Annotated in this window: 12 protein-coding genes; 9 read left to right on the plus strand and 3 right to left on the minus strand. The window is 43.9% G+C overall.

Annotated elements, in window-relative coordinates; all coding sequences use genetic code 11:
* The first annotated feature begins 5 nt into the window (after window positions 1-5).
* Window positions 6-1,103 carry a hypothetical protein gene (locus DBR43_RS06050; RefSeq protein ID WP_124578865.1) on the plus strand — a complete coding sequence of 366 codons (1,098 nt, stop codon included), beginning with the start codon at window positions 6-8 and terminating at the stop codon, window positions 1,101-1,103.
* Between the two features lie 100 nt (window positions 1,104-1,203).
* Here the strand turns inward: DBR43_RS06050 and DBR43_RS06055 are convergent, their stop codons facing one another.
* Window positions 1,204-1,728: a DinB family protein gene (locus DBR43_RS06055; protein ID WP_124578867.1), complete on the minus strand. Its 525-nt coding sequence runs from the start codon at window positions 1,726-1,728 to the stop codon at window positions 1,204-1,206.
* 27 nt (window positions 1,729-1,755) lie between these two features.
* The gene (locus tag DBR43_RS06060; RefSeq protein WP_124578869.1) at window positions 1,756-2,763 is read right to left on the minus strand and encodes an AraC family transcriptional regulator; all 1,008 of its coding nucleotides are present in this window, start codon (window positions 2,761-2,763) and stop codon (window positions 1,756-1,758) included.
* A 167-nt stretch (window positions 2,764-2,930) separates the two neighbouring features.
* Here DBR43_RS06060 and DBR43_RS06065 point away from each other — a divergent pair, with 167 nt between their 5' ends.
* The 8 genes from DBR43_RS06065 to DBR43_RS06100 all read left to right on the plus strand — a co-directional run bounded on the left by DBR43_RS06065 (window position 2,931) and on the right by DBR43_RS06100 (window position 14,011).
* Window positions 2,931-3,326, plus strand: coding sequence for a nuclear transport factor 2 family protein (locus DBR43_RS06065; protein ID WP_124578871.1), 396 nt, complete (start codon window positions 2,931-2,933; stop codon window positions 3,324-3,326).
* Window positions 3,327-3,514: 188 nt separating this feature from the next.
* Window positions 3,515-4,651 carry a TlpA disulfide reductase family protein gene (locus tag DBR43_RS06070; protein WP_124578873.1) on the plus strand — a complete coding sequence of 379 codons (1,137 nt, stop codon included), beginning with the start codon at window positions 3,515-3,517 and terminating at the stop codon, window positions 4,649-4,651.
* A 216-nt stretch (window positions 4,652-4,867) separates the two neighbouring features.
* Complete coding sequence (locus DBR43_RS06075; protein ID WP_124578876.1) at window positions 4,868-5,380, plus strand: RNA polymerase sigma-70 factor; 513 nt, start codon at window positions 4,868-4,870, stop codon at window positions 5,378-5,380.
* Between the two features lie 76 nt (window positions 5,381-5,456).
* Complete coding sequence (locus tag DBR43_RS06080) at window positions 5,457-6,650, plus strand: FecR family protein (RefSeq protein WP_158622443.1); 1,194 nt, start codon at window positions 5,457-5,459, stop codon at window positions 6,648-6,650.
* Window positions 6,651-6,676: 26 nt separating this feature from the next.
* Window positions 6,677-10,180, plus strand: a complete 3,504-nt coding sequence (locus DBR43_RS06085) for a SusC/RagA family TonB-linked outer membrane protein (RefSeq protein ID WP_124578880.1) — start codon at window positions 6,677-6,679, stop codon at window positions 10,178-10,180.
* 20 nt (window positions 10,181-10,200) lie between these two features.
* The gene (locus DBR43_RS06090; protein WP_124578882.1) at window positions 10,201-11,598 is read left to right on the plus strand and encodes a RagB/SusD family nutrient uptake outer membrane protein; all 1,398 of its coding nucleotides are present in this window, start codon (window positions 10,201-10,203) and stop codon (window positions 11,596-11,598) included.
* Between the two features lie 8 nt (window positions 11,599-11,606).
* Complete coding sequence (locus DBR43_RS06095) at window positions 11,607-12,719, plus strand: AhpC/TSA family protein (protein ID WP_124578884.1); 1,113 nt, start codon at window positions 11,607-11,609, stop codon at window positions 12,717-12,719.
* Window positions 12,719-14,011, plus strand: a complete 1,293-nt coding sequence (locus DBR43_RS06100) for an amidohydrolase family protein (RefSeq protein WP_124578886.1) — start codon at window positions 12,719-12,721, stop codon at window positions 14,009-14,011. Before DBR43_RS06095 ends, DBR43_RS06100 begins: the two co-directional genes overlap by 1 nt.
* 67 nt (window positions 14,012-14,078) lie before the next feature.
* Here the strand turns inward: DBR43_RS06100 and DBR43_RS06105 are convergent, their stop codons facing one another.
* Window positions 14,079-14,477, minus strand: coding sequence for a hypothetical protein (locus tag DBR43_RS06105; RefSeq protein ID WP_124578888.1), 399 nt, complete (start codon window positions 14,475-14,477; stop codon window positions 14,079-14,081).
* Between the last annotated feature and the right edge of the window lie 2 nt (window positions 14,478-14,479).

Raw genomic sequence — 14,479 nt, forward strand, 5'->3', positions numbered from 1 at the left:
TGAAAATGAAAGCAAATTTATTAAAACTATACATGGCCGGTGTGATGCTCATTGCACTTTACACTGCCTGCAATAAAAAAGAACTGGCCAGCCCCGACCATGGCCGGGTCGTTAAGTTGACGATAGCAGGAAGTTCTACCGAACAATTAGAGTTTGTATACAAAAATGAGGTCATTGCTGCAATGACAAATCCTGGACAGATATCCATCAATGCCATGTTATCCGTTAGCGGACAGGATGCGGAAGTTGAAATCAGAAAGAAAGGGACAACAGACATTCTTCAGCGCAAAAAGATTACCGATGCTCCCTTCGCACAACATGTAAATATTTACTACGACGGCAGTAAATTATATGAAAATGCGGTATCACTCCTGATAAAAGGATATGCCATTTCGGGCGAACTGGAATTTTTGATTGATGGCAAACTGGCGGCTGAAGGTTCTGCAAAGATTGAAAACAGGTTAACCTTCCTGATGGATAAAGACGGTACCAGAGCGCTAACCATACGTAAAAAAGGAGAAACTGCCGTGTTGTTTACAAAAACAATCCAGGTAAGCCCTGAAAACCAGTCGCTGGTGTTTCTTTTTGACGGGACAAGTATTGTCGGAAATATACAGCTTGACCCACCTGCAAATCCACAAAATATGATGATCAGGGCAAGATTTCAAACCATCTTTCCACTTCAGTTCAAGAATGTTGATGTGGACCTGGTATTCTACACCAGGCTTGCCTCTGCTGCGAATACCGTTACAGGTACAAAAGTGAGCCCGGAACTGAGGTTTAAGCTCCCGAAAGACGGTTCTTTCCAAACACTGGAATTACCACCCTTGCCGGGATCAAATTATATCTACAATTTTGATATCGTAGAAAGCGGAACGAATTCAGATCCTTACAACCCTGGGAGCCCTTTAGTGCTGAATGGCTACACCATCAGGCCTAATGAAGGCCGTGCTACTTCACAATATGTTACAGATCCCATAAAATTCGAAGCCGGAAAATCAAAATTACTCGTTATAACCGATCAGAGGACCCTGGCACCCGCCTCAAAAACAGTATACATATCGGGCGGCAAAACAACCGACCTATCCGAATACTTTCAATAAACAGAGCTGCTGTTTGACTTTCAGGATTTAGACCTTGTAAGACTAAAACCGTAAAAAACAGATGGTCTCAGAATAGATTGCACTATTTTGAGACCATCTGTTAAAACAAAGAGTCCACATTCAGTAAAATGCTGCGAATCGCTGCCAGATGATGGTCATCATGTTCAGCCACAAAATAAGCATGATCCACAATACGCATTGGTATCTTCATTCGTGGATGTAATGCAGAGTTAAACAACTGCTGATCCGGCAAACGGTCAAGACGGTCTACAAGCCTTGCCCTTTCTTCACGGAACTGCCCTGTCAGCAGTTTTATATCCTTTGCATTGTGATTTGCTTCATGAGTTTTGCGATTGGTTAAATCTGCCATTCTCAGTTCCAGCTCATTGTTGATCACATCTTCTATCCTGCCGAACCATAAAGGCTCCATATCCAGGAGGTGTCCTACTTCTTCCTTTATGCTCCAATGCCCTTCTGGTTTTAATTCCAGTACAGCTGTGTTCAGCCCTCCTACCAATTCATCGATCCTCGCTGCCGTTCCAGCCAGACGCCCTGTAATACCAGGCATTAAACCATTGTCTTCGATTACGGGAAATTTACGATCAAACCATTCTGTTCTTTTCATATGGATATAAAATTAATGAATTACGGATCAATTCCCGTTCTTTTGATAAACGGCAGGTGTTGTTCCTGTCCAGCGCTTAAATGTACGGCTGAACGCGGTAATTTCATTATATCCCAGCATATGGGAAATCTGTTTCAAAGGATACGATCCTGATTTCAGGTAATTTATGGCCAGGGCTTTCCGCGCATCATCCGCCAGTTGCTGAAAGCTGGTCCCCTCTTCCTTCAGCTTGCGTTGTAAAGTCCGGGTGCTGATATTGAAGTTTGAAGCAATTTGTTCCTGAGAGATGATCCCCAAATAGGCATTGCTCATCAGGTAGTTGTAAACCCTGGTCTGCAGGGTCATGGTATCCCCTATATTTCCGCTGAAAGGCTTTATCTTTTCTACCAGCATTCTTTGCAACTCAAAATTGGCAGAAAGAATAGGTTCCTTCCAATACTTCAGATCGAAAGTAATGGCATTCTCCAACTGATTGAACTCCACCCCGCAACGCATCACCCTTTCATATTCCTTCTGGTGATTTGCATTTGCAGTATATTTAACAGCAATCGGCCTGACCTTCTTTAAAAGCAATCCGTCCAGTTCATGGATCACAAAGACCATTAAAAGGTCTAGTGTCTGAACTAAGGCAGGAGATTGCTCCCATCCCTCCTGCTGGGGTACAAATTTTACCGTAAAAGTATTTTCCTCCTCCAGTACAGCCAAACAGAAAGCATTGGTAACCAATGGTGTCAATGATGCAGCGATTGTCAGTGCTGCGCCAACCGTATCACTGGCCTTTATGATTTCGCCTACAATTCCTAATGCCGATAATTGCAGGGACTCTCCAAAATGCAGACCAAAGCAGTCGTCCTTTGTTAAATGCACTGCATTGAGCCAGACATCATTCAGCTGTTTCGCAGAAAGGGGCACTTTTCCTTCCTTCAGTTCGGCAATGCTCACATTTGACAAACGACACAATACCTCGGCCGACAGGTCACGCTGTACCACATATGCCAGCATGCTCAATACCAGTTTCTTTACCTGATCTTCCATTTCCTCAATTTATAACCTGAAGATAAGGAAGTCAGCAGGACAAAAACGAGATATGGCGTAAAATGGTAATCCTATGTCGCCAAAAGGTATCAGGCCAGCCGCTCCTGTTGCAGACCTTTGTTTCAACAACAACAAGAAAACAAACCCTCATTTAAAAATAAAAAAACATGAAAAACGAAGCAAAACGCGTAGTTAGCGCATTCTTAACAGCAGTACAGAACGGTGATAATGAAAAACTGGCCAGCTTGTTACATCCATCGGTTAGCTGGAACCAACCGGGAGAAAATCAAATTTCAGGGATAAAGAAATCAAATGCGGAGGTCTTTCAGATGGTAGGAAAAATGTTTGAACTTTCGGCCGGTTCCCTCCGTTTAACTGACATCACCATGATCGCTGCAAATGGCAATAAAGCATCCTGTGTACTGCGCTGGACCGCCAGTCAGCCTAACGGGAATGCGATGGAAGTAGACAACATTGATGTCTATACCGTAGAAAACGGACAAATCATTCAGGCAGAAATCTTTTCCGCAGATCTGGAAAAGGAAAACGAGTTTTGGGCTTGATCAATTAAACACGGTTACCAGCCTTTTCCGGTTATCCCATAAAAAACTGGTTATGCGGTTATCCCGAACTAAACACCTTTAGGCCATTTTAAAGGTGTTTAGTCATTTCCAGAAGGTTTGCTAAAATAAATCAATTGGCATCACCCTTTTTTCCGCTTGAGTTGTCATGATCACAAACAGCGAACAATATGAAAAAACTAATACTCCTCGCATTGAGCAGCATTCCGGTATGGGCATGGGGGCAAACTTCATTTCACATCAAGGGTAACTTTAAAGATTCCGGAACCACAGGAACCGTTTACCTGATGTACCAGAAGCAAGGCAGGAACAATGTAGACAGTTTGCCGGTTACTGCCGGAAAATTTGAATTCTCCGGACAGGTTACAGAACTGCAGCCAGCGCTACTGACCTTCAAGGCTAAAAACACCTCAGGCCTGGCGCAAAAAGAGCAGCCTGATGAAAGAAGAATCTTCCTTAATGAGGAAAAACTGACCATAGTGATCAAAGATTCGATCAAAACCGCAGCGCTCAAAGGTTCTTCTGTTAACCAGGAAATGGTCAGGTACGAACAATTTATGGCCAGGCCGGATGCAGCCTTGAATGCGCTTGATCTTAGTTATCAGAAAGCATCGGCAGCACAGAGAAAAGACTCCGCTTTTAGGGCAGCAATGGAAGAAAAGAGGAGTATTGCGCTCAAAGCGCAGGAAATGCTGCAGAGAAAATACATCAAACAAAACCCGGATTCGTACTTCAGCCTTCTTTCGCTCTATGATATTGCGGGAAGTGAGATTGATCCGGTACAGGTTGCCCCTTTATTTGACCTGCTGTCTGCAAGGCAAAAAAACAGCAAACACGGAAAACTTTTAAGTGAAAACATCGCGGCCGCGCGTACCATCATGATTGGGGCAACTGCTCCGGATTTTATTCAGAACAACACAGACAACCAACCGGTAAAACTTTCTTCTTTCAGAGGAAAATACCTGCTCCTTGATTTCTGGGCATCCTGGTGCCGTCCCTGCAGGGCAGAGAACCCAAATCTCGTTAAAGCCTATGCACAGTTTAAAGACAAAAACTTCAGTATCCTCGGAGTCTCTGTAGATGCCGAAAAAGACCGGGAAAAATGGCTTGCCGCGATTGAAAAAGATGGCCTGAGCTGGACTCAGGTGATCGCGCCGAGTTCGGAAAAAGGCAATGCCGGAAAGCTATATTCCATCAAAAGTATCCCTTCAAACTTCCTGATTGACCCTCAGGGAAAAATAATTGCTAAAAATTTGAGGGGAAAAGAACTGGAAAAGGTGCTTGCAGATTTAATTGGAAAGATATAGCCCGCTAAACGATTCACAAAGCAATTGTAATTTTACCTTTATTTTTTTAAAAGAAGTATTAAATAAGCATCATTGAGTATTTATCAGCCCCTCAATAATGTCTTTAAAAGATAGATCTCCTCTGGTCAATTTTGCGAAGAAGGGTTCCGTTATACATCGTATAGCGGAATTTTTTGCGTAAATTAATGCTATCCCAACTTATTAGGCCGAGCCATTATGTACGTGCAGTTTGAACAACTTTTCCGTGACCACTATAAAACACTTTGTTATTATGCCAATATCGTTACTAAAGATATGGAGGTTGCAGAGGATGTGGTTCAGGATGTTTTTGTCAAATGCTGGTCGGCCATTCAAAATGAAAAACTGGAAATTCAGCAGGAACATTATCTGTACCGTTCCGTTAAGAATGCAGCATTGAACTATATCAAATCAAAAAACATCAGACAGAATTATGCGAATGCACAGGAAGCAGGGCATACCGAGGCATCGACAGACAGCGACACTTTAGTAGCTGCAGAAACCAGGGAACGCATTATGGAAGCCATAGACCAGCTCCCTCCTCAATGCAGGAAAGTACTGATCCTTTGCGTGCTGGAAGACAAGAGTTATAAAGAGGCCGCCGCTGCGCTGGGAATTTCTGTAAACACCGTTAAATCACAAATGACCAAGGCTTTTTCTATCCTTAGACCCCGCTTAAAAGACCTCACCGTCCTCATTTACTTCCTTTAAATTATTCTGTAAAAAAAAATTAAATCTGACATCACCCTTTTTTCCGGCTGAGTTGTCAAGGTAGTATATGAAGGATATGAACGCGGAAGAAAAGGCAAAAATGCAGGATTTAATGATCAGAAGTATCACTGCTGATCCTCTGACTGTGCAGGAGCAAAAGGAATTGTCGGACTGGTTAAACCTGGAGCCAGGGAACAGGCAGGAATACGATGACCTTTTAACTTTCCGCAGCCTGATTAAACAGGAACAGGTAAATGCTCCTGATGTAGACCAGGCATGGGGAAAGGTCTCGCAAAGGATTGGTGCCCCTCTCCGGTCTCCGTTAAAAATCTCCTTATTCTCTGGCTGGCTAAAATATGCAGCCATTTTGGTGCTCCTCTCTACTGTCGGCCTGCTGGTATCCCGCAACTTCTATTCCGGACCAGGCAGTAAGCCTGAGCAGACACTTGCTGCGGTAAAGCCGGGTAGCCACCATGCAGAACTGATTCTTCCCAATGGTGAACACGTAAAACTACAGGACCAGGCACCTTTAAACATTTCGGGAGATCAAAATGCACTCGTTGCCAGAAACAAGGGGAATATCTTAGTCTACGCAACAGGTGTTGGTCAGGAGGGTTATCATAAACTAATTGTACCTGAAGGGGCCCAATATGAGATCATCCTTCCTGATAAAAGTCATGCCTGGGTGAATTCGGGCTCTGAACTGACCTACCGGATTGATTTCAACAATTCGGCTATCCGGGAAGTGAAGCTTGTTGGAGAAGCCTATTTTAAAGTCGCCAAGGATAAAAAACATCCTTTTATTGTGAAAACAGACCATATGGATGTGGAAGCAGTAGGTACCGCTTTCAATGTCATCGCCTATAAAGGAGCGGATTACACAGAAACCGCACTCGTTGAAGGAATTGTCAATGTGACCGATAAACAAGGAAACAAGCAACGCATGCTTGCGGGTTCTAAGATCAGGATCAGTAATAAAAAGATCAACACCTTACCGGGACTGGAAAAAACAAGCCTTGCTTACGATGACTACGCCTGGAAAGATGGTGTTTTCGTCTTTGACAACATGCCTTTGGAACAAATCTGCGAGCAGATCAGCCGTTGGTACCGCGTTAAAATCGTCTTCAGCAATGATGGGGCGAGGAAACTCCACTTTACCGGCTCCATGCAAAAAGACAAACCATTGTCTACAGTGCTCAGGTTTATCAGCACCTCTACAAACGTAAAATTCGAATTCAAAAACAGTACGCTCTATATCACGAAACCCTAATACCTAAACCACCTAACCACCAAACTATGAACCAAACCTTTACCAGAAAAAGGCCTTTACGCCGTTTATTGCCACTTTTTAAATTTATTTTTTTCTTTTACCTTATTTTCATCTGCATCTTCCCTGCCAGTGCCTATGCACAGGGCATGAAGTTTAGCATCTCTGCCAAACGCATCACTGTACTGGAAGTATTCAGGATCATGAAGCTGCAGCACCAGGAACTGGGCTTCTTTTACAACAACGATCTTTTTGACCCGACCAGAAGAGTAGACGTAAATGTAGCCGATGCTTCACTCGATGAGCTCATGGCCATTGTACTTGGCGGAAAGTACGGTTATGAACTTGTAGAAGACCATGTGGTCATTAAGCCATTGCAAAAAAACAATGTACCGCAGCAGGTTTCCAGGCAGACTGTAACAGGTATCGTAGTAGACAAAGATGGGATTCCATTGTCTCAGGTATTGATCAGGGCATTACAGGCAAAAACCAGCGCAACCACAGATGTTAGCGGAAGGTTTATCATCAGAACCAATGAGGATGACGTTTTATCATTCAATTACCTTGGGTGTAAGAAACAGGAAGTCAGTGTAAAAGGCAAAAACAACCTGAACATCACCATGCAGGAAGATGTCTCCTTTTTAACAGAAGTATTGGTTACCGGATATCAGACTTTATCCCGTAAAAATGCGCCGGGATCTTATGTTATCGTGGATAGAAAAGAACTGGAAGTCAGAAACAACAGAACCATTGAAGGCATGCTGGAAGGCCTGGTTCCGGGACTAAGCGTTTATAAGGGTGGCAACGGATTAAACGACCTGCGCATCCGCGGAGGAAGTTCTTTGCGTGCAGGAACACAACCGCTGATTGTGATCGACGGATTTGTGAGCACCATCTTTCCGGACATCAACGAAATAGATAATGTATCGGTACTTAAAGATGCTGCTGCATCTGCGGTATGGGGTTCGCAGGCAGCGAATGGGGTGATTGTCATCACCACTAAGAAAGGCAAAACCGGCAATGTACAGATCAACTATTCCGGCAATGCCCGCATGATGAACCAACCGGATTACGACAAACTACACCGTGCAGATGCCGCCGCTTTAATCGATTATCAGAAGGAACAATACGACAGAGGTTATATCGAAGCTCAGATCTTTGATGGCTCAAAATCGGGCTATTCTCCTTCCATCGGAATTTTCAACGACTATAACCGTGCTGGAGGAATCAGCCTGGAAGAACGTGACAGAAGGCTGGCTGCCCTCGCTGGCCTGTCCAATAAAGATCAGATCGACAATTTGCTGTTGCGCCCTAGCCTTAGTCAAAGCCATTTTCTTTCCTTTTCAGGAGGATCAGACAAGATGCAGTATTTTCTGTCCGGGAACTATAAAAACGAGCAGGCAGGAACAGTTGGCACCGGCTCAGATGCCTTGACCTTAAATTCAAGAAACACCTATAAACTGGCTACTTTCCTCGATCTGCGTACCGACCTTTCGGCCAATTATATTTCTGCTAAAACAGGATATCCTGACATAGATGGCAAGATCAGGGCATTGATGCCTTATCAGATGTTACAGGATCCTCAGGGCAATTATATTTATGATTATAGCGGTTTTAATAAAATAGAAAACGACAGACTTAAAGCCTCCGGCTACCTGGACAACGGTTTTAACCTTCTGGAAGAAAATCGCAAGGCCAGGAATAATGCATCCGGATGGGGACTAAGAACCAGGGTTGGTGCCGACTGGAAAATCCTTAAAGGATTGAGTCTTTCCAATGATTTCATGTACGAAAAAACGACCAACGACAGCAGAAATTTAATGGCGGAAAACGGATATGACGTACGTAGCCTGGTGAATCGCCTTACTTCTACAGATGCCAATGGCAAACTGGTTTTCAATATCCCTAAGGGTGATGTATTGGATTTCAGGAATTCAGCTTACAGCAATTATGCTTTACGTAACCAATTCAACTATACGAATACCTTTAAAGAAAAACACTACCTCAATGTCATCGGTGGATTTGATTTGCGAAAATCGGTAAATCAGAGCAACAAAAACCGCCGTCTTGGCTATAACGATGAACTATTGACCGGTCAAAACATTGATGCTAAACTTTTAGCCGCCCAGGGGATTATCTGGTGGAACGGAGAACGCAATAAGTATGATCCGGCCACATACGAAGGATTTGAATTCAGGGATACCCGGGAATATTCCTTCTACTCCACGCTGGCTTATACCTATGATGACCGCTATACCCTGAGCGGAAGTTACAGGACAGATCACTCCAACTTATTCGGCGCAGATCCGAAGTTCAGAAAAACACCACTATGGTCTGTTGGCGGAAGCTGGAACATCAGTAATGAACATTTCTTCCATAATCATATCCAAAGCATTTCTAACCTGCGTTTACGTGGAAGCTACGGTTTAACGGGAAATTTCGACCGGAGCAATTCTACGACGACCTTCCTCGTTGCCAACCGTTTTTTTAATACCATTGCCAATGACTACGTTGCCCGTCTGCAAACCCCTCCTAATCCTAAATTACGCTGGGAACGTTCAGAAACTTTTAACCTGGGTGCAGATATCGGATTGTTAAATAACCGTTTCTCTCTTTCCTTAGACTATTACCGGAAATTCAGTTACGACCTGCTGGGAAGTCAGGATCTTGATCCTACTGTTGGTCTGACCACAGCAACGATCAATGCGGCCAGCATGATTAACCGGGGAATTGAACTGAACTTAAAGGCTGATGTATTTAGCGCTGGTGATTTTAAATGGAACAGTGCATTTAACCTGGCCTACAATAAAAACAGAATCACGGAAAACAACCTGATCGAAAGCAGTGCCTCCATTTCAAGAACCAGTGGCAGAGACATCTTCCTTAAAGGCTATGAACGGGAGTCGGTATGGAGTTACAAATGGGCCGGGCTGGACAATACCGGAAGACCGCAAACGTATGACGCAAACGGAAACAAAATATACATTCCAAATATAGGTTCTCTTGAGTACAGCGGCACATACAGACCTAAAGTAAGCGGCGGCTGGACCAATAGCTTTAGCTATAAAGGATTTGAGGCGATGATTTTCCTGGCATTTAACTATGGCCATGTGACCCGTCGGGAGATGCCAAATATGTATGGATACGATTGGAGCGGCAGCTACAATGACCAGATCAGCAACAGGTGGCGCAAACCTGGAGATGAACAGTTTACCGAAATACCTGCAATTCCGGGATTTGAAAACCTGAGTGATGATTATTCCAGAGTTGCGACCTTATCCAGCAACAGCATCATTAATGCTTCATTCGTCAGGTTGCGGGAAGTACAGTTCGGTTATCGTTTAAATCCAGGAATGTTAAAAAGGACTCCTTTTAAAGCGGTCAGAGTGGTCGCTCAAATGAACAACCTGTATCTGTTCAAGGCCAACAAGTATGGCATTGATCCTGAAGCCGTAAGAATGGGTTCAGGAGGTTACACTTATGCCTTGCCAGAGCCCATCATTACTACTATCGGTCTTAACATTAGTCTTTAAATCATTAAATCAACCACAAGATGAAAGCATCAAACTATTTACTGATGAAACCATACTGCTTCCTGATCTTACTTGCTTTAAGCCTTAGTGGCTGCAAGAAGTTCCTGGACGTTACCCCCAAAGGAAAGTTTATTCCCAAATACATCAAAGACTATGAGGAGCTGGCCGCCAACCCCTCATTTGCCTCCAACAGCAATGCGCTTTTAGAGCGGTTATCAGACAACACCTACCTCAGCGATGCCAGGATATTGGCTTCGCTGACTTCCAACACCACGAAAGCTTATAAATGGCTGCCTGAATTATATATAGAAACAGAAACCGATGGTGGCTGGGATCCGATGTACAACAACATTTATAACGCCAATATCATCCTTCAGGATGTCGAAAAACTCGAAGATGGCACAGCAACCCAGCGCAATGAAGTACTTGGGGATGCCCATTTTAACCGCGCTTATGCCTACTGGAGCCTGATTAACATCTATGCCAAAGATTATGAAGCATCAACAGCAGGGACTGATCCGGGGGTTCCGCTCCTGACGGTTCCGGACCTGGAAGCCAAGCCAAAAAGGGCTACTGTTGCTGCAGTCTATGAACTCATTCTAAAAGATTTGCTGCTGGCAAAAGATCAGCTTCCTGAGGTTGCAAAAAATGTATACAGGAATGATAAAACTGCAGCACTGGCACTCCTGGCAAGGGTATACCAGAGTATGGACAACTATAGGGAAGCAACACAATATGCCAGACTTACTTTACAGAAAAAGAACACCTTACTGGATTTCAACACACTCAGCTTTAAAGATCCATTGAAACCATATGGCGGGATTAACGGCATGTCTGTTGTATACCTCTTCCCGGAAATGATCTCTTATAAAGTTACCGGTTTCGGAACTATTCTGACAAGATCATCGATTTCCCCGGATTTTTTAAGCATCCTCGGCACTAAAGATTTGCGCTATGTGTTCAACTTCACAAAGCTGGAAACCAACGGAAAACCGACTACTGAACCCTACCCTTTATACCTGAATACCGAGCTCTCTTTCAATATCGGTGTTCCGGAAATGATGCTCATCGCCGCAGAAGGCGAAGCCCGGGGTGGCCAGATTGCTCCGGCATTAAGCTTACTGAATGATTTAAGAAAGAAAAGGTTTAAGCCTGCCGACTATGCAGACCTGACTGCTGCAACCGCCGATGAGGCCCTGAAACTCGTGATCGACGAACGCAGAAGAGAGCTTTTTGGTAAAGGACTGCGCTGGTTTGACATGAGGCGGCTAGACAACGACAGTCGCTTTAAACGGAATTACACCAGGGGGAATACTGCCGAGACCTATCAATTACTTGCCGGTTCTAAGAATTTTGTACAGCAGATCCCACCTAAAGTATTGTTACTGAACCCGAATATTGAACGTAATCCAAGATAAGACCAGAGATGAAGAACATTCCAATCCTTAGAAGTACAATGCTGGCAGGACTAATGATCCTGATGGCAAAAAATCAGGTATGCGCACAAACAGGTTACCATATTAATGGAAGAATTGCAGACTTTGATCAGCCTTCAGTTGCCTACCTCTATAAATTTACAGAGAAAGGCCGCGAACTGATTGACAGTACGACCGTAATTAACGGGACCTTCAAATTTAAAGGCGTAGTCGAGCATCCGCTTTCTGCATCTGTTCAAATCAGGAAGATACGGAGGTCTTTAAGCTTGCTTCTGGAAAATGAAAACTATCAGCTGCTGATGCAAAGCGACTGGAAAAACAAGGAAGAGATCCATGGTGGAACTCAAATGGGAATCAAAGACAGTTATGAGGCTGAAACGGCCTCCCTATCCGCGCAGATGAGGGAGATTGCAACGCGTTATGAAAAACTGCCAAAGGAAGATCGCATTAAAGAAGGAGAAGAATTGAATACATTAAATGCCAAAGAAATGGACATTAAGTATAAATACATTCGTAAATATCCTTCTTCTCTGGCTGTCCTGCACATCATGAGACCACAATTTGAAGTGATGAACCTGAAAGAACTTCAGGAGATGAAATCTTTGTTTTCTCCGGAGCTCAGCTACGCTCCTGAATACCAAAAATTACTCCGGCTGTATGATCAGAAAGCTGCAGCCTCTTTGGTTGGACAGCAGGCACCGGATTTCAGCATTTCTACCCTGGCCGGAAAATCCTTTAACCTATCTGCACTGAAAGGAAAATATGTAGTCCTGGATTTCTGGGCCTCCTGGTGTACCCCTTGCCGCGCGGCAAACCAAAAGATAAAACCCATTTACGAACACTATAAAAACAAAGGTTTTGAAATGGTTTCGGTTTCTATGGACGACAAAAGGAATCTTTGGGAAAATGCCGTAAAAAAAGATGGGCTTCCATGGATCCAGGTATCAGAACTCAGCGGAATAAAGGATTCGGCACTGGCTCAAAAATATGGTGTGGTCAGCTTACCCACCGTATTCCTTCTCGATAAAACCGGAAAAGTCATTGCACAGAACATCTCAGAAAAAGAACTGGAAGAATTACTGAATCACAATTTGAAAAAATAATGAATAAACTGAGAATAATCCTAATGCTCTGCGTTTTACCCCTGAGTATTTTTGCACAGAAAAGACAGCAGACAGGTCCAAAGAAAACGGAAAAAACGATTTTAAAAAATGGAACTGTCATCGATGGAACACTCCATTCGCCGGCGATGATTGCGGATGTATATCTGGAAGACAGCCTCATTACCGCGATCCTTCCGAAAGGGCAGCCGCAGAAAGCAGGATATGAAGAAGCAAAAATAATGGACCTGAACGGAAAATTTATTCTGCCCGGCTTAATTGATACCCATGTCCATTTGGGGACGATGACGGAAGGCAGCATCGAGGAGCTGAATAAAAGAACGCATCATGACCTGGAACGCGTATTGATTGGCGGCATTACCACGGTGAGAGATATGGGTGGTGATGGTCGTTTAATGGCCGGTTACCAGCGCTCCGCAAATCTGGATCAGATTCCTTCGCCAGACATCTTTTATGTTGCTTTTCTGGCTGGTCCGAACTACATGAAAATGATGGGCGACAGAGAAATATTAGGGCTGCAAAATCAGTCCATTGGCTGGCGACAAACAGTTCATGAGCAGGACAATGCCCATGACATCATTGCCATGGCCAAAGGAAGTGGTGCAACAGGAATAAAGATTTATTCGGATATCTCCGGAGCGATGGTAAAAAAGCTGGCAAGGGAAGCCACATTACAAAAGATGCAGGTTTGGTCTCATGCTACGGTCATGCCTGCCATTCCTTCGGAAGCGGTTAATGCCGGGGTAAAAGTCATTTCTCATGCCCATGATGTGCCCTGGGAGCAGGTAGGAAAGAATGGAAAAATGGTCAATGACCACAATGGATATTCCGCATTAAAAATGGATTTCCCTCAGCTGGCTCCTTTAATGGCATTGATGAAAAAGAACAATGTGATTCTGGATGCGACGATTTATTTATCCTCCTTAAATAAAGGATATGATGTCAATGCCTTTTACATTACCAAAAGCATGCATAAGGCCGGTGTAAAAGTATCTGTAGGAACAGACTGGATGATTCCTGAAGGTACCGCTCTTCCTAATATTCATGAAGAAATGGCATTGATGGTGAGTAAATGCGGATTCACAACCCGGGAGGTGATCCATGCGGCCACCATGATCGGGGCAGAAGCAACGGGACTTTCCGACAGAGGACAGATTAAGGAAGGTAAAAGAGCTGATATCCTCATCCTGAACAGCAATCCACTGGAAAACATTTCTGCGACCAAAGACATCTTTGGAGTGATCAAAAATGGTAAAGTTTATCCAAAGTCCTAAAGTTTACCGCTTAAAAGTAAAAGGTGCCCTTCAATCCAGCGGCACCTTTTTTTGTTTTATGGTCATTTTATGGCAGGAAGGTTTCGTGCAGATTCCACCATTGCAGCTGTTCCTTTTCGTTCTGCACAAATAAAGCTGTTGAAATCCGTGTATTGTCCATACCTCCTCCACTTTGTATCTCTACATATTCCATCAATAGTGCTCCTGCCTGTTCAAAACGCAAGCTGATGTTTTTTACTTCCAGCACTATGCCAGGCTTTGCACCATAAACCGAAGGCAGCCAATCTGCCAGGCCAGTACGGCTCTTGCACGCTCCTGTAGGACTGATCATCTTAAAGTCTGCATGAAAACCGGGCAATGCCAGCATTTCTTCTTTTTCTTTTGGGCTCATCTCTCCACGAAACCATTTTCCAATCTGCTCATGGAAATGAACAATTTCACGGCTCGCCAATTCTTTTAAATTCATAT

It is taken from the genome of Pedobacter sp. KBW06 (assembly GCF_003852525.1).
In the GTDB taxonomy this organism is placed as follows: Bacteria; Bacteroidota; Bacteroidia; order Sphingobacteriales; family Sphingobacteriaceae; genus Pedobacter.

What these genes read in the sequence shown, in the direction of transcription:
- DBR43_RS06050 (WP_124578865.1), top strand. Translation starts at nt 6, where the DNA reads ATGAAAGCAAATTTATTAAAACTATACATGGCCGGTGTGATGCTCATT.
- DBR43_RS06055 (WP_124578867.1), bottom strand. Translation starts at nt 1,728, where the DNA reads ATGAAAAGAACAGAATGGTTTGATCGTAAATTTCCCGTAATCGAAGAC.
- DBR43_RS06060 (WP_124578869.1), bottom strand. Translation starts at nt 2,763, where the DNA reads ATGGAAGATCAGGTAAAGAAACTGGTATTGAGCATGCTGGCATATGTG.
- DBR43_RS06065 (WP_124578871.1), top strand. Translation starts at nt 2,931, where the DNA reads ATGAAAAACGAAGCAAAACGCGTAGTTAGCGCATTCTTAACAGCAGTA.
- DBR43_RS06070 (WP_124578873.1), top strand. Translation starts at nt 3,515, where the DNA reads ATGAAAAAACTAATACTCCTCGCATTGAGCAGCATTCCGGTATGGGCA.
- DBR43_RS06075 (WP_124578876.1), top strand. Translation starts at nt 4,868, where the DNA reads ATGTACGTGCAGTTTGAACAACTTTTCCGTGACCACTATAAAACACTT.
- DBR43_RS06080 (WP_158622443.1), top strand. Translation starts at nt 5,457, where the DNA reads ATGAACGCGGAAGAAAAGGCAAAAATGCAGGATTTAATGATCAGAAGT.
- DBR43_RS06085 (WP_124578880.1), top strand. Translation starts at nt 6,677, where the DNA reads ATGAACCAAACCTTTACCAGAAAAAGGCCTTTACGCCGTTTATTGCCA.
- DBR43_RS06090 (WP_124578882.1), top strand. Translation starts at nt 10,201, where the DNA reads ATGAAAGCATCAAACTATTTACTGATGAAACCATACTGCTTCCTGATC.
- DBR43_RS06095 (WP_124578884.1), top strand. Translation starts at nt 11,607, where the DNA reads ATGAAGAACATTCCAATCCTTAGAAGTACAATGCTGGCAGGACTAATG.
- DBR43_RS06100 (WP_124578886.1), top strand. Translation starts at nt 12,719, where the DNA reads ATGAATAAACTGAGAATAATCCTAATGCTCTGCGTTTTACCCCTGAGT.
- DBR43_RS06105 (WP_124578888.1), bottom strand. Translation starts at nt 14,477, where the DNA reads ATGAATTTAAAAGAATTGGCGAGCCGTGAAATTGTTCATTTCCATGAG.